Consider the following 20,262-nt stretch of genomic DNA (forward strand, 5'->3'; position numbering starts at 1 on the left):
GGGACTGTCGGAGTAACGGTGTGTGGGGGTCCGGCCTGATCCGAAAGGAGATGGCCGTGACTGACACGACCGAGATGACCGAGATGATCGACCCCGTGACGGGAGAGATCATCGATCAGAAGCAGCTCGCCGAGCAGCTGCTCGCCCAGGCCAAGGCTCAGGGAATGTCCCTGGTCGGCCCGGGCGGGTTGTTGTCGGGGCTGACCAAGCAGGTCCTGGAGACCGCGCTGGAGGCGGAACTGACCGAGCACCTGGGCCACGAGCACGGCGCAGCGCCGCTGGGCACGAACATGCGCAACGGCACCCGGTCGAAGACGGTGTTGACCGAGATCGGGCCGGTCGAGATCGAGGTGCCCAGGGACCGGGACGGCTCGTTCACGCCGGTGATCGTGCCGAAGCGGAAACGGCGCCTGGACGGGATCGACCAGATCGTGTTGTCGCTGTCGGCCCGCGGCCTGACGACCGGTGAGATCGCCGCCCATTTCGAGGAGGTGTATGGGGCGAAGGTGTCCAAGGACACCATCAGCCGGATCACCGAGAAGGTCGCCGGCGAGCTCGCTGAATGGTCCAGCCGGCCACTGGACCCGCTCTATCCGGTGATCTTCGTCGACGCGATCGTGGTCAAGGTCCGCGACGGCCAGGTCCGCAACACCCCGTTCTACGTGGTGATGGGCGTCACCACCAACGGCGAACGAGACATCCTGGGGATCTGGGCCGGCGACGGCGCCGAGGGCGCCAGGTTCTGGCTGCAGGTGTTCTCCGAGCTGAAGAACCGCGGCGTCGACGACGTGCTGATCGCCGTGTGCGACGGGCTGAAGGGACTGCCGGAGGCGATCACCACCACCTGGGACCGCACCGTCGTCCAGCAGTGCATCGTCCACCTCATCAGAAACTCGTTCCGCTATGCCGGCCGGCAACACCGCGACGCCATCGTCAAGGCCCTCAAGCCGGTGTACACCGCCCCGTCGGAGGCCGCGGCCAGGGATCGGTTCGCCGAGTTCGCCCACGATTGGGGCGGGCGCTATCCGGCGATCGTCAGGTTGTGGGAGAACGCGTGGGCCGAGTTCGTGCCGTTTCTGGAGTACGACGTGGAGATCCGACGCGTGATCTGTACGACGAACGCGATCGAGAGCATCAACGCCCGTTACCGCCGGGCGGTGAACGCCCGCGGCCACTTCCCCAACGAGGCCGCCGCGATGAAGTGCCTGTACCTGACCACCCGATCGCTTGACCCCACCGGCCACGGAAAGGCACGCTGGGTCGTCAGGTGGAAGCCCGCCCTGAACGCCTTCGCGATCACCTTCGCAGGCAGGTTCGAGAGAGCCACTCACTAGAAACCGCCGGGCCTCACACACCGTTTATCTGACAGACCCGGTCTTGGGCGAGCACGGCGTCCCCCGCTAGGCGGTCAACCTGTTCTTCAGGCGTCAGCTCCCAGAGGTCCAGTGAACGCAGCGTGGCGGAGGGAACACGCTGCGAACCACCTGAGCTAGTAGCCATCAGCGTCTAGCATGGCAGGCCCGCACGACAATCCGACGGGTCGGACGGGCCTACGGCTTGATTGGTGCGACCTTCTTCCCGTGCTTCTCGAACAGCGCCAAGATGCTGTCCTTGTCGGCCGGCGACTCGAACACCGCCCGCTGAACCGACGCATCCAGAAGGTTCAATCCGATCAGGTAACCGTCCTTCTCTGCACCGATCGCAGTGATCTGCCCGAACTGGTCGCCGTGCCGGCTCGCGTACTCCGCCAACGCCCGCAGCTTCGGAGACGCATCACTCAGATGGGCACCGTGCGGGTCGAAGATGCTCGGGACTAGCACCCCATCGTGCTCACGCACAAAGATCAGGTCCGGCTGAACCGACTTCCAGCCATCCCCAGCCTCGTAGGTCACCCGAAGGCTGTGGCGCGACGCCGTGGACGGATTGCGGTACCACCCCGCCACGTCCCCCTCGTGAAGTTCGAACTCGATGACCGACCGCTCCCAGCGGTTTAGCTTCGCCTCCAGCGGGAACAGCCCCTTCTCGTCCGCCAACACGTGGCGCGCGACCGTGGGCAGGACCACCATGTCCTCATCGACGCTGTCCACCTGTTCCTCGGGCTTGATCTCAATGGGAGTCAGCTCGGGAGTGCGTGCCATGCCGCGCAGCCCCTCGTACACAGTCTTTCGCGCGTCCGACAGCTTCTTGATAGCCCCACCGTGAACGTTCAGCCAGTGGCGCGTCAGCGTCTCAGCAGCATCTTCGACGGCGGCCTGGAGCTTCTTCTTGCCGTCAGGCACTTCCAGCAGCCCGAGCGCGGCCACGCGAGACCGGACCTGCATCAGGTCCAGGTCTAGGACGCTGCCTCCATCCGCCTCGGCCTTGTCCACCGCAGCCTGGATCTCGCGGCGCAGGTACCCGTTCACCACGGACGTGGTGAGGATGCGGCGCAGGTAGCGCAGCGCGTCGTCCACCGTATTGGCGTCCGCTACGCGCTGGGTCTCTTCTTCCTCGGTGGTCTGCTTGCCCAGGTCCACCCGGATGCGGCGGATGTCGGCCGTGCGGATCTGCAGCGCACCCCTGTCGAGGTCGGTCCCGTAGTCCGTCACGTAGGCGTCAAGAACCGCGAAGAGGGTCTCGTGAGCCTCCTTGTTGGCCTCGGGCACCAGCCTGTCCTGGGCGAACGCCTGGGCGGCCTTCAGGAGCCGTTTGATCGGACGGGCCACAGAGGTCGGGCGGGCGTAGGAAGGCAGGGTCTCGATCAGGTCAGCGATGTCCGGTGCGATCTCGGTGTTGCGCTTCAAGGTGATCGGCTTCAGCAGCACCTTCTCAACCAGCGACGTCGACTCACCGTTGTCGCTGCCCTGCGCAGTCCCGAGCAGCCGGCCGATGACCACCTTGGTTGTGGCGGCGTCGAACTTGGGCAGGTACACCGAGGCCGTGTTGAGCCGGTCCACACTGGTCGTGCGGGCCAGGGGCGTGCGGACCATGCGTCCGATCAGCTGGGTCACGTAGGTCGGGTCCTTGCCGGGCCGGAGCGAGAGCAGCACCTCGGCGCGCGGGCAGTCCCAGCCGGTCGAGATGGCGTCCTTGGCGAAAAGTACTCGGATGCCCTCCTGCTGCTGCACGAGCTGAGGCTCAACGCGCGGGATGACATAGCTGCCTACGGTGATCGCACCGTGGTCTGAGCCCATCACATGGGCCAGCCCGTCGGCCGGCATCTCCGGCCAGTGCTCACGGATCGTCTCCAGTGCCAGGTGGATGAGCGCCTCCTCCTCCGCCTTGCCCTTGTCGGTGCCGGATGAACCGGCCTCCTTGTTCGGAATCTGCACGACCATCAGGGGGTAGATCGGGTCGATGCCCTGGTCGGCCGAGTACGTATCCCACCGGGCGCACACATCGAGGAAGTCCTTCGTGGCATCCCTCAGTAGCGTGGTAGCGAACTCGCCCAGCTCATCGGGAATGTCGAGGTGGATCGCCGATTTGATCAAGCCCGATGCCTGCACATGCTTGGGGTCCACCGTCACGTTGGGGCGGTTCGTCCGGTCGGTGGTCTTGGACATCGCCTGTGTGAAGCGGTCTACCGTTGCCGAGATCCCGAACACGATGGGTGCTGGCGGGTTGGTCCCGTTGCCGTTGATGATCTTCAGGACGATGGACTGGTCGCCGGCCGAGGTCTTCTTCATGCCCTCGTGGGCCTCGTCGAGGACTAGGTACAGCGTCTTGTCGGGGTCGGTGATGGTGTTGCGCAGGATGTCCCAGAAGGTGACGTTGCGGGCGTCGCTGTAGTTGACGAAGCCGCCGGTCACAGCCAGCTTCTGCGGGTTGATGAAGTAGACGGTCCCGGTCTGGAGAGACTCCTCGGCGAAGTCCTTGTCGAGCGTGACCAAGTCGCTCCACGGGATGCGGTCGGAGTGCTGGCGGAACCGGGCCGCCGTCTGTTCGTTGAGAGCCGGCTCCTTTGAGACCCACAGGAACACGGCCGTGGGGTCGGCGTCGATGTCGAACTCGTCGGATCCGTGCAGCACGGCTTCGATCGCTGCCGCAGCCATCACGGTCTTGCCGGAGGACGTGGGGGCGGACAGCGCGAACGATGTGCGCTCGTCGTGCTGGTGCCAGTCGTCCCGGGCTCGCCCCAGCTTCTTCAGGATGTCCTTGACGGCATCGCGCTGGTAGTCCTTCAACGGGGTGAGCATGGGTCAGTCTCTCTCGGTGTTGATCTGGAAGGTGCGCAGGTACGACTCGTAGAGGCGGACCGCCTCCACACCTTCAGGGAGCTGGGTTGCGACGGCCTGGAACTGGGGCTCGTCGTCGGTCACGATGTAGGCGACGCGGAGGCCATCTGCCTGCTCGACGGCGCTGATGAAGGCAGCACTGGCGTCCAAGCTGAACAACACGGCGTAGGTGTCGGCCACATCGAACGTGTCCGTGCGCTCGTCAATACGGCGGCCTTGCGCACCGGCTCGCAACCACAGCAGTGGGGCTACGGAGCTGAATGCCATGTCAAGCTCGACGAGTTGCGGGTTGAGGTAGGTGAGCCTGAAGAACTCGACGTTCTCGGCGACCGCAGGGTCGTTAGCGACGTTCATCAGCCTGGGCATCGTGACAGACCGGTAGACGCCTTGGGACTCCCAGTCTTCATCGCCGGGGCGGAGCGACTTCTTGCGCAGGAGGTTGCGAGTGGCCTCGTTCAACTCGTTGTTGGTGATGACGATGGAGCGACGTCGGCCACCGTCCTCGGAGTTCATTGCCATGACCGCATGTGCGGTGGTCCCAGAACCGGCGAAGAAGTCGAGGATGACCGCGTCCGGATCGTTGTTCGCCCAGCGGACCAACTGTTTGATCAAACGGACTGGCTTCTTGCCGTTCGAGAACTTAACTCCGCCCTCCTTGGCGACGTTGCCCATGTCAGCGTGGAACCCCTTCCACAGGTCGCCACGGATCACAGTCCTGCCGAATCGCGGTACTGCATCGTCGGAGGTCCGGTAGTTCCGCTGGAGGGCGTAGACCTGGTTGATCACCCCGGTCCCGAGCTTGGTGATGGTGTACGTGCGATGGTCGGCCTCGACGTTGATCCACCCACCGATGGGCGCATCCATCTCCCTCACTGAAACCGGAGGCGAGTCGAACCTCGCGATGCGGTCAAGGTTGTCCAAGATGAAGTCGTTGGCCGCCCGCGACACAGCGAGTAGCTTGTCCATGGCTGCCTTACCCGTGAACGTGCCGTCCTTCTTCGTGAAGCCAAATCTCTCAATGTCGGATCGGACCGGGGCGTGCGCCCACAGGGCGTCATAGAAATCAGTGATGGTCCCGTCGTCATTGAGCCACTTGGAATAGTGACTATCCCAACCATCTACCGAGTCGTACAACGGGGTGTGATGTACCTCATCAAATGCTGCCGACCGCTTGTAGATGTGAACGAACTCGACGTTCTTCACAATGGTTCCCTGCTGCGCATTGACCGTCTTGGGGCCAGACGTGGTGGACAACTCGACCGCGAGGGTATCGACGAAGTTCTTCTCCCCGAAGACCTGGTCGAGGAGCATCCTGAGGCGATGCTGTTCGGCATCGTCAATGCTGACAAGCAGGACACCGGCCGGTGCAAGGAGACGCTTGGCCATGAGGAGGCGGCGCTCCATGAAGGCCAGCCACTTGCTGTGCCTGAAGCCGTCCTCCTTATCGACGTAGTCGTCGTTGTAGAGCCAGAAACTCTTGCCTCCAGTGTTGTAGGGAGGGTCGATGTAGATGACGTCGACCTCGCCAGCGTGTGTGAAGAGCAAGGCCTCAAGTGCGTGATAGTTTTCGGCGTTGATTACCGCGTGAAAAGGCTTGCCATTCCCTCCGCTGTCGATGCGGTGAGTCGACTTCAGGCCCGGGAAGATCGGATCGCGGAAATCAGCGACATAAACGAGGTCATCAACTGCCCGCTCACATGTTGTGCCCTTGACCCGCTCTACCAGCTGGGCCACCCGCCCGCTCTTCGGCCCCTCAATGCCGGTGACGACCCAATTCGTGTTCGGACCGTCCCCGACAGAGCCGCGTTCGGGAATGAAACGCACCTTGTCTCCGACCGAGACTGGGCGACCGACAAGGGCCACTTGCTCTGGAAGATGCCGCTCGAAGTTCAACCCATTCTCGCGGCGCTGGGTCAGACTGGCGATCTGGCGACGAAGTTCCTTCCCGACCGCAGGGTCAAGTTCGGTCACCCGTCGCATGAGATTGCTCAGCTCGCTCGCCATCTACCCAGCGTCCCTTTCTGGTGGTACGGGTGCGCCTGCTCCCCCGCTCCCCGCTCGTCCGTCCAAGGCTATCGGCGACGTCCGACACCTCTCGGATAACTATGCCGGTGATCGGCGCGGCGGAGGTGGAGAGTCGTTCACGTACGCGAGGACCCCGGACGTGAACACTCCTCAAGGGACGTGCTTATCGGCCACCCTCCGCGCTCGTTCAATCGATCAGCTGGACCATTTGTTCGTATCCTTGCTGCATGTCCTCGCGCATCACCTCGGAGTTGGGCACTCTGGGCGACCGCATTGCTCGGATGGGCGCCACAGAACCAGCCAGGACGGTCCGTCACGTTCTGGCCCGGGATGATGCGGGCCTGTGGCAGCCAGCGCTCCTGGTTGGCTGGTTTCGCGCTCAGGACCGCTGGTGGGGGCGCGTCGCGATGCTCGACGGCGACCACGACGCCGCCCTCGTGGATCTGGCGGCCGGCCGGCTGCGTCCTTCCGATTGCAGCTGCTGCCAGTCCGGAACCGCCACCACTTAGACCGCCGAGTAGCTGCCCCTGCCCTCCAGCGCCGAGTAGAGGGTCTGGCGGCTCACGCCAAGGTCCTTGGCTACCCGCGCCTTGGGCACCCCGACCTCGATGCGCAACCGCGCGGCAGCGATCTCCTCAGCGGTGAGCCTTCGGGCCTTGCGGTACTTGCCCGCCGCCTTCGCGAGGGCGATCCCTTCGGCTTGGCGCTCGCGGATGGCCTCGCGCTCGAGTTCGGCGAAGGCTGCGAAGACCGTCAGCATCGCGCGCCCTTCCTTGGTGGTCACGTTGAGCATGGGTGAGTCCAGGAACTCGATCGAGACGCCCTTGGCCGCGAGCTCGTCCACGATCCGCAGCAGGTCCCGGGTGTCACGGGCGAGCCGGTCGATCGACTTCACCCGGATGGTGTCCCCCGCCTGCGCGAACGCCATCAGCGTACGGAGCTTCTCGCGATCGGCGACATTCTTCCCAGAGACCTGCTCCTCGACCAGCACGTCGACGCCGGCGAGCGCTTCACGTTGGCGCTCCAGGTTCTGGTCCTTCGAGCTGACTCGCGCGTAGCCGTAAACCCGTCCACGCATGTCTAGACCTCCCGGCAATACCGTCCAATATGAACCACTTGGAGGTTAGTTTACGCTCGGGAGTCGCACGCGGTCACCCTGTCTACGGAGTACACGGCGCTTCTCGACTGCCGTGGTTGCACCACTGGGGTGCTGTTGCGGTTCAGAGCACGGTAGATGGTGGCCCGGCTGACGCCCAGGACCGCACCGATCTGCGCCACCGTCATCTCGTTCTCCTCATACATCCGCCTCGCCGCCTTGACCTGATCCGGCGACAGGGCGGGCGGTCGCCCGCCTTTGCGTCCACGGGCCCGGGCGGCGGCCAGTCCTGCGTTGGTGCGCTCACGGATCAGGTCGCGCTCGAATTCGGCCAGCGCTGCGAAGACGTGGAACACCAGCCGTCCGCCGGAGGAGGTGGTGTCGATCGTCTCCTGCAGGGAGCGGAACCCCACGCCGCGCTCGGACAGGAGCTGCAGCTGGTCGATGAGGTGCCGGATTGAGCGACCCAGCCGGTCCAGCCGCCACACCACCAGCGTGTCCCCCGGGCGCAGCTGGTCCATCAGCTTCTCCAGCTCGGGCCGGTGGTCCAGGGAGCCAGAGATCGTGTCGACGAAGACCCGGTAGCAGCCGGCTGCGGTGAGCGCATCGATCTGCAGTGCGGCGTCCTGATCGGTCGTCGACACACGCGCATAGCCCAGCAGATGCCCCATGGCGTTGACTGTAACGATACTCATCCAGCACGGGAAGTATCGAGCCATAGAATCCGGCACTGAGTTTCGTTACAAACGCCATGGAACGAGAACCGCGAAGTGCCAAGCATCCTGAGGAGTGCGACGAGCCCTCATCGTCGCTGTAGCGGAATCGTTCGTTTACGGGACGACAGGCCGTCCCATATGACGCACCGTCACCGGACAACCCTTCTCGGGCGGTCTTGCGAACATTCGGGCGTGGGTTTCCGCCGATGACCTGCACCGCCTCCGCAACGGGTTCTCCTACGGGACGGACAACTGGACCGACCGCAACCGCTGCGAGGGCGGACCACTGAGCGTTAGGGGGTCCCGTCCGGCTCCGATGCCCTCTCCAGGCTTCGGACCGCTGCCAGGCGGTGGAGCTCAGACCGTCGGATGAGGAGTGCGGCAACGGGCGCCCGCGATCGCGCTGGCGGCGTGATGATTGGTCGTCATTCGCGCCCTTTGGTTCCTTCGCGCACCATCCGACGATGTTCGCCGCGGCCGGCGGCGTGCCCGCGTTGCGGGCGGAGTCGTTCAGTCGCGAGCGATGCGAAGGGCGACCCAGAGCGCGCACCTTCGGCAGATGTAGGCCGGTTCGCTCCCGAGTGCGTGGAGCGACCTTCGTGGCCGCTGGCGGCCGCAGCACGAGCATCGTTGCTGGGTGTCATCGGCCATGTCGCGATGGTGCCACGGGCCGGTGACCTTCGCGGGTCACAGGTAGCGGCAGACGTCCTCGGGGGAGCATGTGGCCGGGTCGCCGGTGGTGGCGTGCTCGCGCAGGATGGCGATCGTGGTGCGTAGCTGCGCGAGCTCGGCGAGCTGCCGGTCGATGACCGCGAGGCGGGTGTCGAGCAGGTCGGTGACGTGCTGGCAGGGGGCCTGGCCCCGGTCTCGGATGGCCAGCACCTGGCCGATCTGGGCCAGGGTCAGCCCGGCGGCTTGGCCCCGGCGGATGAAGTGCAGCCGGTCGAGCACCTCGGGGCCGTAGTCCCGGTACCCCGCCGGGCTGCGGTCGGGGTCGGGGAGGAGTCCGACGTCCTCGTAGTACCGCAGGGTCTTAGCTGTCGTGCCCGACGCCTGAGCCACCTCACCGATCCGCATGCCACTCATTCTGCCTTGACCTTCCAGTGCACTGGAAGGTCGATCCTGGTCCTGAGGCGCGGCAACAAGGGAGGACTTATGACGGCAACGGACAAGGGCAGGTCGTATGACCTGGCAGTGATCGGGTCCGGTGGGGCGGCGTTCGCGGCCGCGATCCGCGCCACCACCCTGGGCAAGCGGGTGGTGATGATCGAGCGCGGCACCATCGGCGGTACCTGCGTGAACACCGGGTGTGTGCCCTCCAAAGCCCTGCTCGCGGCCGCCGAGGCCCGCCACGTCACACTCGACGCCGCCCGGTTCCCCGGTCTGCCACTCCCCGACGCCCCACCGGTCGACATGCCCGCCATGGTCGCCGGCAAGGACAAGCTCGTCGGATCGCTGCGCAGCGAGAAGTACGCGGCCCTGGCCGCCGAGTACGGGTGGGCCCTCCACCCCGGCGAGGCCACCTTCGTCGGCACACCGACTGAGCCGGCACTCCGCGTGACCGGCCCGGACGGCACGGCGGAAACCGTCCGGGCCGCGCACCACCTCATCGCTACCGGCTCCACGCCCTGGGCGCCGCCGGTCCCCGGCCTGCAGGAGGCCGGTTGTCTGACCTCGACGACCGCGATGGAGCTGGACCACGTCCCGGAGTCGCTGCTGGTCATCGGCGGCGGCTACGTCGCCATGGAGCAGGCCCAGCTCTTCTCCCGCCTCGGTGCCCAGGTCACCATGCTCGTCCGCTCACGGCTGGCCTCCCACGAGGAACCCGAGGCCGCCACCGCCCTGGAAGAAATCCTCGCCGACGAAGGCATCGAGATCATCCGCGGCGCGGTGCCCACCGCGGTGCGCCGCGACCCGGCCACCGGCGAGGTCACGGTCACCGCCACCACCGCCGACGGCTCACACGAGCTCCGCGCGGCCGAGCTCCTCGTTGCCACCGGCCGCCGCCCGGTCACCGGCACGCTCGGCCTCGACACCATCGGCGTGCGCGCCGGCAAGCGCGGCGAGGTCATCATCGACAGCCACCTGCGCACCACGAACCCGCGGATCTGGGCCGCGGGTGACGTCACCGCCCACCCGCAGTTCGTGTACGTCGCCGCGGCCCACGGCGCCCTGGTCGCCGACAACGCCCTCACCGGAGCCGGCCGGGAGGTCGACACCAGCCACCTGCCCCGGGTCGTGTTCACCAGCCCCGCCCTGGCCTCCGTCGGAATGACCGACCAGCAGGCCCGCACTGCCGGGATCCGCTGCGACAGCCGCGTCCTGCCCCTGGCGCACGTCCCGCGCGCCATCGTCAACCGTGACACCCGCGGGCTCATCAAGATCGTCACCGACGCCGACACCGGCCGCATCATCGGCATCACCGCCCTCGCCCAGGACGCCGGTGACCTCGCCGCCGCCGGCGTCTACATCCTCGAGGCCGGCATGACCACCGACCAGGTCGCCAACCTCTGGAGCCCCTACCTGACCATGGCCGAAGGCCTCAAACTCACCGCCCAAACCTTCACCACCGACATCACCAAACTCTCCTGCTGCGCAGCATGAACCCGCACAGGGATCCCTATACCGGAGCGTCGAGCCTGGCGACCTCTCTCGTTCGCTTTGGCTCCGTCAGAGACCGAACGCTCCTCCGCTGACGAGGATGACGATGCCGAGGCCGATCAGGACGATGGGGAACAGGATGTGTTCCCAGCGCTCGAGGACTTCAGCGATCGGCGGCCGGGTGGCAACGAACTTGGCGACTACGACCAGGACCGCGACGAGCGCGAGGAAGACGAGGCAGTAGGCGACCACTGCGATGGGTTCCACGCTGAGGAAGACGGGGACATAGACGCCGATGTTGTCTCCGCCGTTGGCGAAGGTGACTCCTGCGACGGTCCACGCGCTGACCTTCGTGCCCGTGACCTTGGCGTCATCGTCGTCATCGTCTCCGCGCCAGGCTTGCCATGCAGCCCAGAGACCGAGGGCCAGGGGGATGAGCCCGAAGTACGGGATAGCTGCTGAGGGCAGGAATGCTCCGGCTCCGATAGTCACCAGCACAGCGGCACCGAGGATGCAGGCGAACCCCACGTACTGGCCGACCAAGATGCGGGTGGTCGTCCCGCGTTGGCCCGCGCCGCGGGCGAAGAACAAGGAGAGCACGATGATGTCGTCGATGTTGGTCGCGATGAACAGGCCGATTGCCTGCAGGACCGCAGCCAGGATCACGCGCCCGCCTCTGCTGCGTCGCATCCGTGCACCGAGCAGGCAGGATCGATGCACGGGGCGTTCTCGTCAACCGCGAGGGTGACGTCAACCAGGGCGGTCAGCGCCTGCGTCAGGTGGGGATCGGCGATCTCGTAGCGCGTCTTGCGGCCCTCGGGTTCGGCAGCAACGATGCCGCAGTCGCGCAGGCACGCCAGATGATTGGACACGTTGGAGCGTGTGAGGTCCAGATCGCGGGCCAGCTCTGCCGGGTAGGCCGGCCGGTCGAGCAGGGTCAGGATGATCCGGGACCTGGTCGGGTCGGCCAGCGCGCGGCCCAACCGGTTCATCACGTCCAGGCGAGAAGCAATGGTCAGCATGCGCTGAACTATACAGCGAGGACTGAAGTGGTTTTACGCAGCCCGGAGTCGCTAAGCGTGCGAACGAGGCTGTGTCAGTTGGGGATCGACCCACGGGACGATTCGCCCGATCATCAGGGAACTCACGAAGCGGCGACAGAACCCCGCCACATAACGGCCAAGGCCACAGCCAGCCGCACCGAGCGGCGATTCAGGCCCGTTCGCTCGGCGATCACCGTTTCCGCAACCCCAGCATCCGCAGTAGCGATGACCGCCCCCGTCAGCCGACCCATGGCCTCCCGCTCAGCCACGCGCGCCCGCGACCACTCCTGCGCGAGACCCTCCAGCGTGTCATCGCCCAGCAGCACCCTGATCGCGCCACTCATGGCCTCCCCCATCATCTCCTCGTCGGGATGCTGTCCGTGGTCCCGGCCCGGGTAGCGGGCGGCGATCATGTCGATACTCCGCTCGAAGTCCTCGCGCTGGTCCCTGGTCAGCTCGGTGTCGCCGAGCCAGGCGTCAAGCTCGTAGGGCTGCATGGGGGGTCATCGGAGGATCTCCCCGGTGTCGGGGTCGACCTGGCTGCCGTCGACCAAGCGGAGATTGGGGCGCGCTGTCGGTTCTGCCAGGAGGGCGGCCCGGTGGTGCTCGGCGAGTTGCTGGGCGAGGGTGGTGACGTCGCTGCCGTAGGCGCGCAGGCGGGTGTCGAACTCGTTCATGAGGCGGGCGTGGCGGCCGCGGGCGGGCCAGCTGGGGTGGCTGTCGTCGCACTGGTTCTTCAGGCGGGCCTTCATCCGGTCGATGAAGGCGGGGACGGCGTAGCGGTGCCAGTCCTCGAGCAGGTCAGCGCTCGAGGTCGGTAGGCCGAGGTCGTGTCGGGGCCGCGTGTTGATGGCTGGGCGGCGACGGGGTCGCCTCAGTGCGAGATCCTGCATCGGCCGGGATGTCGAGCAGCTTTTCCAAGCGTTCGCGCGCGTTCACAAGCCTCTTTCGCGTCGTTGACGCCTGGACGCCGAGCTCCTCCCCGATCGCGGCGTGGGTCTTTCCCTCCAGCCGGCCCACCACCACCGCGCGCTCAGCAGCCGGAAGCGCATCCAGTTTCTCCCTCAGGGTGGCTGCCGAAACTGAGTCGAGGGCTTGGTCTTCGACCGAGCGGTCCCGCGCGGACCAAGTCCGCTCCAGGTCCAGTCCCTCGAACGATCCCGTCCAAACCTGTGCAGCAAGAGTCTCGGCGTGCGGGCGTCGCACGCCAGCAGCATCGACCCCCCTCCTGTTCGTGTGATCCAAGATGCTCCAGACGTAGGCCGCCCATCCACCATCCTTCAGGTCAGGCTGCGGCCGGAACCTGTAGGCGGCCTGCAGCAGAGCCATGGACAGCTCGCTGCCCTGATCATCCCGTCGGCGGTTGGCACGCACCTTGTTTCCCACCATGGGCAGAGCAGTCACCACGAGGTCGGCCACAGCCTGTCGCCCCGCCTCGACCAAGTCGGGCCACGTGGCTGGATCGACCGCGATCGTGAGCTTGCTGCGATGGGTGCCCTGCGGCGCGTGGACGTGTTCGGCGCTCATGCTGGTGCTCCGTCCAGGGGGGCGTCAGGGCAGGTACGTGAGCTCGGGTCCGCCAGCCTTGCTGTGGATCAGGGGAGACCACGAGCGAGCGTCCTGTCCCCGGAGGGGCCGGCGGTGACTGCGGCGGGCGATGTAGTCGAAGCCGATCTCGTCGACCAGGGCTCGGATGTCCTCGGCGCTCACGGCCTCCGCGGGGGCGATCGTGAGGGACGATTCACCCGCAGGCTCAAGGTCGACGGTTACCTCCCGAACCCCGTGCAGGTGTCGGACGCGCTCCATGAGCAGGACGAGGCAGTCCGGGCAGGTCAGACCGCTCACCCCGAAGGTGCTGACTCTCCTGATCGTGGCCCTCGTCACGGTGCGCTCCTTGGGTAGTTCGTGGCATGCAGGGGGGCGGGGTCGGCGCCCCCCCCCGGCAGGGTTCAGCGTTGGTCGTTGAGGATCCGTCGGCGCTGCTGGTAGTCGTCGGGTTCGATCTCCCCGCGAGCGAGGCGTTCGTCCAGCAGTTCCAACGCGGTCGGCCGCTCGCGCTGGGGCCGGGGCGCCTCGACGCGGCCGATCCTGCTGATGGACCACACCAACAGAGCGATCAGGACGACGAGGATGAGCGTGCTGATCCCCATTCCCAACCACATCCCCCAGCCGCTGTTGTCTCCCCACATCATTATTGGTTCCCTTCTTGAGCTGGCCTTAGGTCCATGGTGCTGCGTCGACGGCGTGCGGCCCGTCTGCGGTCGGTCAAGATCGCTACAAGGTCGGCGGCGCAGCGTTCGCGCCCGTTCACAGGCGGCTGGTGGCTTCGTGCAGGAGTTCGGCGGGGTCGAGCCACATGGAGGGGTAGTTGCCGTGCCAGAGCTTGTTGCCGTCGGCGTCGATCAGGACGAAGCCGTGCCCGGGCAGGCCTGGGTGCATGCCCTTGTCGAGGGTGTCGTAGGCCTTCGAGACCGTGCCGTCGTCGAGCAGGTAGGGGGTGGTGACGCCGAAGCGGTCCAGGTCGGGTTGGATCTGGGCGGCGGTGTTCATCACGATGGGGAGCACGGTGATGCCGGCTGCGGCGAAGCCCGGCTCCTGCTCGATGAGGGCCATCTGCTGGGTGCAGGAGCCGCAGCCGGCGCCCTCGTTGAAGTAGAGGATCACGGGCTGGCCGCGGTAGTCGGCCAGGGACACGGTGGTGCCCGCGGTCGTAGGCAGGGTGAACGCGGGCGCCTGGCCGGACGGGCCACCCTCGACGGGGCGGGCGCTCCACAGGCCGAACCCGACGAGGGCGACGATGAGCGTGGTCAGCAGTCCGGTCGCGATTCTGAACAGGCGGCGACGCTTGGTCTCCTTGGCTGATTCGCGTGCCCGTTGGTCTCGGAGCTGTTGCCGGCGGCTGATGGTGGTGCGCTGGTTGCTGGGCATGGTCGTCAGTTCCTTGCGGTGTCGTGGTCGGCGATCGGGTGGTCGGCGTCGGTCGTGCTGTGGCAGTGCGGCAGGGTGGGGTCGGCGTCGGCGTGCTCTTCGGCTCCCTGGCGCGCGTCGCGGCGGCGGTCGCGGAGCGTGGTCCACACGAACACCCCGGCCAGCCCCAACAAGGCGAGGCCGAGGACGGGCTCAGGGACCGGGGCAAGCCAGCCGAGGACGGTCTGAGCAGCTTGGGTGATCCAGTCGCCGGCGGCGAGCTGCACCCAGGTGCCCGACCCGGTCATCGTCGCCGTGCCTGCGAGGGTGATGACCCAGACGCCCATGATGACGAAGGCGACCGCGACGAGCAGGTTGACGCTGTTGGTGTGCAGCGTGCGGCCGGCGACGGTCACCCTGATGGGCTTCGCCCGGCCCCAGCGTCGTTCGTTGAGGCGGGCGGCGTCCCACACGAGTGCCATGACGAGCAGCGGGATGACCATGCCGAACACGAACGCCAGCCCGAGGACCAGGCCGCCGAGCGGGTTGCCGGAGAGGGCGGACAGGGTCATCACGCCTGCCAGGACGGGGGCGCAGCAGCTGGACGCGATCCCGGAGAACACGCCGAGGCTGAAGAAGGTTGCGGTGTCGCCGCGGGTGGTGTCGGGGGCGCGCAGCATCGACGGCATCGACCACATCCGGCCGCTGAGGGCCAGCAGGCCGAGGCCGATCATGAGCAGGCCACCGGCCCAGTACAGGATGACGTGGTACTTGGCGATCGCACCGGCCAGCAGACTCACCCCCAGCGTGATCGGGACCAGGACGAGCGCCAGGCCTGCCGCGAAGACGAAGGTCAGCGGGAGGAGGCGCCACCGGTTGTTCTTGACCGCAGCAGCCAGGTACGACGGGGCGAGGAAGACGATGCAGCAGGGTGCGAACAGGGCCACCGTGCCCGCGAAGAAGGCGGCCAGGATGCTGCCGGTGGCCAGGAGTTCCGAGCCCATCACGAGGCCTTCCGTGCCGCGAGGGCGCGGTCGAGCTTGCGGCGCGGGAGGCGTCCGGCGCTGAGGAACGCGCCGTCGAGCAGCACGAGGGGGAACATGGCCGGGCGGTGTTGATGGAGGAGCTTCTGGCCCTGCGGTGATTCGGCGTCCACCTGGTCGAGCAGTAGCTGCCCTTGGGTCGCGCGGTTCAGGAGTTCCGTGTGGGCGTCCTCACAGAGGTGGCAGGCCTCTGCGGTTACCAGGGTGACCATGGGCGACGCAGCCCGGTCGGTCTGGTGGCCGACCCGGGCCCAAGTGTTGTTCGTCGTGTTCACGACGACCATGGTGGTTCCCCTCACCGGGGGGACCGGTCAAGGCAGCCTCAAGATCTCGTCTGGCCTGAGAACAGCATGTGCGGTCGTCCGAGGGCGAGGGGCCGGCAGCACCTGCCGGCCCCTCGCCACGGTCGGGTTCCTACGCTGATGCGAGCAATCCCTGCATCTCCTCGATCTCTGCTTCCTGGTCGGCGATGATCTTCTGCGCCAGCTCGATGGCTTGCGGGTCCCGGCCGTCGGCGAGTTGGGTCTGGGCCATCTCGATCGCTCCTTGATGGTGGGCGATCATCGAGGTGAGAAACTGCCGGTCGAAGTCGGCGCCCGATAAGCCTCGCAGCTCGGCCATCACCTCTTCCTGGCTTCTGCCGTCCATGTCCATGCCCGAGTGGTCCATCCCGGCCATGTCGCTGTCGGCCGGCATCGGATCCTCGCCCCACGCCGAGAGCCAGCCGCTCATGGTCTCGATCTCGGGGCCCTGAGCTGCCGAGATGCGTTCGGCCAGGGCCTGGACGTCCGCGCTCTGGGCCTGCTGGGCGGCGAGGTCGGCCATCTCGATCGCACCCTGGTGGTGCACGATCATCATCTGCGCGAACGCCGTGTCTGCCTCGTTGTGGGCGGCCGCATTGCTCGGGTTCGCTGACCCTGCTGTCGTCAAGGCTGGGCTGGGAGTGGCCGCCGGCGTGGCCGAGCACGCCCCCAGCATGGTCGCCGCTACCGCGGCGCCCATCACGATCGTGACCCACTTCAATGTTGCGCTCATGGTTCTCCTGTTTCTCGCAGACAATCGGCCGCACCCCCGAGGGAAGCGGGGCACCCGCCGTCTTTCAAGGCCTCGCAACGAAGCTTGGCCATACCTTGACCTAGATCGCTCGCCGGGGGCGTCGGGCTTTGGTGCCAAAGTCTGCGACGTCCCGACCCGACCCACCGCCGGCTGCGGCCGCGCCGGCAACGGTGAGGGCGGCCACGCCGGTGGTCAGGGGAACGCTCAGCACGAGCCCGATGCCGCTACCCAGGGTGCGGATGATCTCCTCGGAGAACTGCTCGGTCGACAACAACAGGTTCAACGGCTGCTCGTACAACGACAACAACAGCAACAGCGACAGCGCAGCGCCGGCGTACGCGAACACGATGGTGTAGATCGTCGAAGCGATGTGGTCGCGGCCGATCCGCATCCCCGAGGCGAACAACTGCCCCCGGCTCAGGTGCGGCCCGGCGGCCCGCACCTCCCACACCGACGACGCCTGCGTGATCGTCACGTCGTTCAGCACGCCCAGGCCCGCGATCACCAGACCACAGGTGAGGATGTCAGGGAAGTCGAGGTCACCGAGCAGGTTGGTCAGCGCGAGGCTCTCCTCACTGGAGATGCCGCTCAACCGGGCCATCGACACGCCCAGCGCGCCGAGGCCGGTGGTCACCAACAGGCTCAACCAGGTGCCGACGAACGCTGACGTGGTCCGCCACGACACCCCATGGGCCAGATAGAGCACCACGAACATGATGGCGGTCGACCCCACGATCGCCACCCACACAGCCGGCTGTCCCGACGTGAGGGCCGGGATCATGAACCCGAACAGCACCACCCCGGACACCACCAGCCCCAGCAACCCGAAGAAGCCCTTCCGGCCGGCGACGACCAGCACCGCCACCACGAACAAGACGGCGAAGATCGCCAGGACCGGGATCCGGTCGACCGTGATCAACGACCATCCCCCGGGCACCCCCTCGGTGGCGCCGACCTCGGCCACGTGGACGCCGTCGCCGGGCTGCAGGCCGCTCCACGCGGTCTCTCCCACCAGCTCCACGTCCACGAGTTCGCCCGCCCGGCGGTCCAGTTCGACCTCGGCGACAAGGCAGGCGTGCTGGACACCGGCGTCCGGCCCCGTCGCGGGGGCGCCGGGCACGGCCGGGCACGGCTCGATGCTCGTGATCTGCCCGCGGACCGGCACGATCCCCTCGGCCGTCAACACCGAACCCTCCGGCAGGACGCGTTCGGTCGGCCACAACCAGACCAAACCCGCCATGGTGATCGCCGCCACGACGGCCAACAGCACGAGTGTCGCGAGCCGGGCCGTCCGGGAGACGCGCACATCGGCGTCCACCCCATCATGCCCATGGTGGTGACGGTGACCCCCGCTCATGGGGTGGCCGCCGGAGGGACGAGGCGAGGTGTGGTCACGATCGTCCAGCGTGGCAGCCAGCGCATGAGCCGGAGGTCAAGGCCGGGTCAAGATCTGGTCTGGTTCGTGTCTGGGTGGTGCCCGTCGTGTTCCTCCAGCGGCTGGCCGGTGGGGCCAGTGGTCGCCGCGGGCTGGGGTGCGACGGGTGTCGGGTTGAGGGCGGGCCCGATCACGAACGCGGACAGTGTGAACAGGCTGGTGAAGGCGATCGCCCCCAGCGCTGGCGCCTTCCAGGTGCCGAACCGTTTCCGGAGGCGGTTGAGCATCGGGATGCTGAGCAGCATCCCGGCTGCGTAGAGCACCGTGTTGCCCACGACGCCGGTCAGGAGGGCGGCGCCGGCGAGGAACCCGACGTGGTGCAGGACATGCGGTGCGAGCCCGAGCAGGGCCCCGAACGTGGCTCGGGTGGCCGCCCACGCCCCGGCGGCGCGGGCCCGCCACGGGGTGGCCGCGGTGACGCTGTCGGCGGCCAGAGTAGATGCCGGGGGGTCGGTCAGGCTGGTGTCCATACCGTCGAGGGTGCGTGACGTCGGTGTGGTGTCGGTCCGGCTCTGGTCAAGATCCGACCAAGGGATGAAAGCGCCTGCGCGGCGAAGGCGTCAGCGTGAGCGCCGTGATCCAGAGCGCGGCGGCCACGGTCGCGGTGACCTCCAGGGGGGTGGCGAGCCAGCTGGCGGTGGTGGTCCCGGTGCGCAGGCCGAGTTGCACCACTCCAACGGCGGGACCCGGTTCGGTGACCTTCATGGTGACCCGACCGGTGGGATCGATGAGTCCGGTGATGCCGCTGGTGGTGACGACGAGGGTGTCGCGGCGCAGTTCGGCTGCCCGGGCCCGGGTGATGGCGAACTGTTGCTCGATCTGGGCGGTGCCCTGGTACATGGCGTTGTTGCTTTGCACGATGACGGCCTGCGCGGTGGCGAGGTCGTGCACGACGGGGTCGAAGGCGACGTCGAAGCAGGCCAGCACGCCGAGGCTGATCGAGTGTCCGTCGGGGAGCTGTACGTCGAGAAGACCCGGATCAGTGCCGGCCACGGACTGGGCGCCGACGTAGCGCAGGGCAGGGATCAGCGGCAGCAGCACGTCTCGGAACGGGATCCATTCGCCGAACGGGACGATCGAGCGTTTCTGGTAGGTGGGCCCGATCCGGCCGTCGGGTTCGCGCCATTGGGCGGCGGTTCGCCGCTGGCGGGGTCCGGGACCGTCGAGGATGGCGCCGACCAGCACGGGACGCCCCACGGCCGCGACGGACTGCTCGACGAGCTGGCCGGTGCGCTGGTCGGTGTCGGGGTCGAGGTCGGTGGCGTTCTCGGGCCACACGACGAAGTCGGGGGCCGGCAGGCGGCCGGCGTCGATCGCGGCGGCCAGTTCGCGGGTGGCCCGTGCTTGGTTGGTGGTGATGGTGCGAGGCGGGCCGAGGCCGTAGACGCCGCCGCCGGGTGCGCCACCCTGGACCCAGCCCGCGGTGACGACGCCGTCAGGGGGCGGGGTCGGGGTCACGGTACCGGCGGTGGCGGCGCCGGTGACGACGACCAGCCACGCCGCGGACCAGGCCAGGCGCCGCCTGGAGGGCCCCAGCAGGATCCAGGCGCCCAGCTGTCCCGTGAGGACCACGGAGAAGCTGACGCCGGCCACCCCGATGAAGGGGTACAGCCCGGCCAGGGGCGAGTCGATCTGGGTGTAGCCGAGCCGCAGCCAGCCGAAGCCGCCGAACGGGACGCGGGCGGCGAGGAACTCCACGCCCAACCAGGCCAGGGCTGCCAGTACGGGCCAGCCGCGGCTCCGGCCGGCGGCGCGGACCAGCACGGCCGTGACCGCAGACCAGCTGGAGGAGAGCAACAGCAGCCCTACCAGGGCGGCCGGGTGGATGGCGGCCATCCAGCCCAGGGTTGGTCCGGACAGGCCAAGGCCGTAGGCCAGCCCCACGGCAGCCGCAGCCCGGAGCGACGTGCTCCGGTGCACGGCGACGGTGAGCACCATGACGCCAAGCGGTGGGGCGAGCCACCAGCCCAGCGGTGCGACACCCGTGCCCGTCATCAACCCCGCCGCACCCGCCGCCCCCGCCGCCCCCGCCGCGACCAGCGGTGCCCAGTGGCGCGGCCACCGCTGCCGGGCCCATGACGCGTCCCGTGCGGTCCGCAGGGTCGTCATCGCGGGCGTGGCCGTTT

At 67.5% G+C, this 20,262-nt stretch carries 22 protein-coding genes; 3 read left to right on the plus strand and 19 right to left on the minus strand.

The window, feature by feature from the left end; translation table 11 throughout:
- Positions 1–74 precede the first annotated feature (74 nt).
- The gene (locus AC5YDA_RS13490) at positions 75–1,334 is read left to right on the plus strand and encodes an IS256 family transposase (RefSeq protein ID WP_496192930.1); all 1,260 of its coding nucleotides are present in this window, start codon (positions 75–77) and stop codon (positions 1,332–1,334) included.
- A 216-nt stretch (positions 1,335–1,550) separates the two neighbouring features.
- Here AC5YDA_RS13490 and AC5YDA_RS13495 read toward each other — a convergent pair whose 3' ends face one another.
- Together AC5YDA_RS13495 and AC5YDA_RS13500 are read right to left on the minus strand one after the other, a co-directional pair.
- Positions 1,551–4,175: a DEAD/DEAH box helicase gene (locus AC5YDA_RS13495; RefSeq protein WP_496193118.1), complete on the minus strand. Its 2,625-nt coding sequence runs from the start codon at positions 4,173–4,175 to the stop codon at positions 1,551–1,553.
- A gap of 3 nt (positions 4,176–4,178) precedes the next feature.
- Complete coding sequence (locus AC5YDA_RS13500) at positions 4,179–6,218, minus strand: site-specific DNA-methyltransferase (protein WP_496193119.1); 2,040 nt, start codon at positions 6,216–6,218, stop codon at positions 4,179–4,181.
- A 248-nt stretch (positions 6,219–6,466) separates the two neighbouring features.
- On the opposite strand from AC5YDA_RS13500, the gene AC5YDA_RS13505 reads away from it, so the two are divergent.
- Positions 6,467–6,748, plus strand: a complete 282-nt coding sequence (locus tag AC5YDA_RS13505) for a hypothetical protein (protein ID WP_496193120.1) — start codon at positions 6,467–6,469, stop codon at positions 6,746–6,748.
- On the opposite strand, the gene AC5YDA_RS13510 is transcribed toward AC5YDA_RS13505, so the two are convergent.
- The 3 genes from AC5YDA_RS13510 to AC5YDA_RS13520 all read right to left on the minus strand — a co-directional run bounded on the left by AC5YDA_RS13510 (position 6,745) and on the right by AC5YDA_RS13520 (position 9,128).
- Positions 6,745–7,317 carry a recombinase family protein gene (locus AC5YDA_RS13510; RefSeq protein WP_496193121.1) on the minus strand — a complete coding sequence of 191 codons (573 nt, stop codon included), beginning with the start codon at positions 7,315–7,317 and terminating at the stop codon, positions 6,745–6,747. The two genes, AC5YDA_RS13505 and AC5YDA_RS13510, sit on opposite strands and share 4 nt — an antisense overlap.
- A 50-nt stretch (positions 7,318–7,367) precedes the next feature.
- The gene (locus tag AC5YDA_RS13515) at positions 7,368–8,006 is read right to left on the minus strand and encodes a recombinase family protein (protein ID WP_496193122.1); all 639 of its coding nucleotides are present in this window, start codon (positions 8,004–8,006) and stop codon (positions 7,368–7,370) included.
- Positions 8,007–8,738: 732 nt separating this feature from the next.
- Complete coding sequence (locus AC5YDA_RS13520) at positions 8,739–9,128, minus strand: heavy metal-responsive transcriptional regulator (protein WP_028708020.1); 390 nt, start codon at positions 9,126–9,128, stop codon at positions 8,739–8,741.
- A 78-nt stretch (positions 9,129–9,206) separates the two neighbouring features.
- On the opposite strand from AC5YDA_RS13520, the gene merA reads away from it, so the two are divergent.
- Positions 9,207–10,655: a mercury(II) reductase gene (gene merA / locus AC5YDA_RS13525; RefSeq protein ID WP_496193123.1), complete on the plus strand. Its 1,449-nt coding sequence runs from the start codon at positions 9,207–9,209 to the stop codon at positions 10,653–10,655.
- 66 nt (positions 10,656–10,721) lie between these two features.
- Here merA and AC5YDA_RS13530 read toward each other — a convergent pair whose 3' ends face one another.
- The 14 genes from AC5YDA_RS13530 to lnt form a co-directional block, all read right to left on the minus strand.
- Positions 10,722–11,318 carry a cadmium resistance transporter gene (locus AC5YDA_RS13530; RefSeq protein WP_030153505.1) on the minus strand — a complete coding sequence of 199 codons (597 nt, stop codon included), beginning with the start codon at positions 11,316–11,318 and terminating at the stop codon, positions 10,722–10,724.
- Positions 11,315–11,674, minus strand: coding sequence for a Cd(II)/Pb(II)-sensing metalloregulatory transcriptional regulator CmtR (gene cmtR / locus AC5YDA_RS13535; protein ID WP_028708027.1), 360 nt, complete (start codon positions 11,672–11,674; stop codon positions 11,315–11,317). The genes AC5YDA_RS13530 and cmtR overlap by 4 nt, the downstream gene beginning before the upstream one ends.
- 122 nt (positions 11,675–11,796) lie before the next feature.
- On the minus strand, positions 11,797–12,192 hold the full coding sequence (locus tag AC5YDA_RS13540) for a hypothetical protein (RefSeq protein ID WP_496184662.1): 396 nt from the start codon (positions 12,190–12,192) through the stop codon (positions 11,797–11,799).
- Positions 12,193–12,198: 6 nt separating this feature from the next.
- Entirely contained in the window at positions 12,199–12,447 is a 249-nt protein-coding gene (locus AC5YDA_RS13545) for a hypothetical protein (RefSeq protein WP_496193124.1), read from the minus strand.
- Between the two features lie 49 nt (positions 12,448–12,496).
- Positions 12,497–13,222, minus strand: coding sequence for a sigma-70 family RNA polymerase sigma factor (locus tag AC5YDA_RS13550; RefSeq protein ID WP_496193125.1), 726 nt, complete (start codon positions 13,220–13,222; stop codon positions 12,497–12,499).
- A gap of 24 nt (positions 13,223–13,246) precedes the next feature.
- The gene (locus tag AC5YDA_RS13555; RefSeq protein WP_496193126.1) at positions 13,247–13,579 is read right to left on the minus strand and encodes a heavy-metal-associated domain-containing protein; all 333 of its coding nucleotides are present in this window, start codon (positions 13,577–13,579) and stop codon (positions 13,247–13,249) included.
- A 65-nt stretch (positions 13,580–13,644) separates the two neighbouring features.
- A complete protein-coding gene (locus tag AC5YDA_RS13560) occupies positions 13,645–13,845 on the minus strand; it encodes an SHOCT domain-containing protein (RefSeq protein ID WP_051208220.1) in 201 nt (66 codons plus the stop codon).
- A gap of 157 nt (positions 13,846–14,002) precedes the next feature.
- Positions 14,003–14,623 (minus strand): peroxiredoxin family protein, encoded by a 621-nt coding sequence (locus AC5YDA_RS13565; RefSeq protein ID WP_496193127.1) that lies wholly within the window; start codon positions 14,621–14,623, stop codon positions 14,003–14,005.
- A gap of 5 nt (positions 14,624–14,628) precedes the next feature.
- Positions 14,629–15,606, minus strand: coding sequence for a cytochrome c biogenesis CcdA family protein (locus AC5YDA_RS13570; RefSeq protein WP_496193128.1), 978 nt, complete (start codon positions 15,604–15,606; stop codon positions 14,629–14,631).
- Positions 15,606–15,920, minus strand: coding sequence for a thioredoxin domain-containing protein (locus AC5YDA_RS13575; protein WP_246227504.1), 315 nt, complete (start codon positions 15,918–15,920; stop codon positions 15,606–15,608). Before AC5YDA_RS13575 ends, AC5YDA_RS13570 begins: the two co-directional genes overlap by 1 nt.
- 139 nt (positions 15,921–16,059) lie before the next feature.
- A complete protein-coding gene (locus AC5YDA_RS13580) occupies positions 16,060–16,680 on the minus strand; it encodes a DUF305 domain-containing protein (RefSeq protein WP_496193129.1) in 621 nt (206 codons plus the stop codon).
- Positions 16,681–16,780: 100 nt separating this feature from the next.
- The gene (locus AC5YDA_RS13585; RefSeq protein ID WP_496193130.1) at positions 16,781–18,019 is read right to left on the minus strand and encodes a YibE/F family protein; all 1,239 of its coding nucleotides are present in this window, start codon (positions 18,017–18,019) and stop codon (positions 16,781–16,783) included.
- Between the two features lie 125 nt (positions 18,020–18,144).
- Positions 18,145–18,606 carry a hypothetical protein gene (locus AC5YDA_RS13590; protein ID WP_051208216.1) on the minus strand — a complete coding sequence of 154 codons (462 nt, stop codon included), beginning with the start codon at positions 18,604–18,606 and terminating at the stop codon, positions 18,145–18,147.
- Positions 18,607–18,652: 46 nt separating this feature from the next.
- Complete coding sequence (gene lnt / locus AC5YDA_RS13595) at positions 18,653–20,245, minus strand: apolipoprotein N-acyltransferase (protein WP_496193131.1); 1,593 nt, start codon at positions 20,243–20,245, stop codon at positions 18,653–18,655.
- Between the last annotated feature and the right edge of the window lie 17 nt (positions 20,246–20,262).

The sequence above is a fragment of the Propioniciclava sp. LT294 genome (assembly GCF_059516005.1).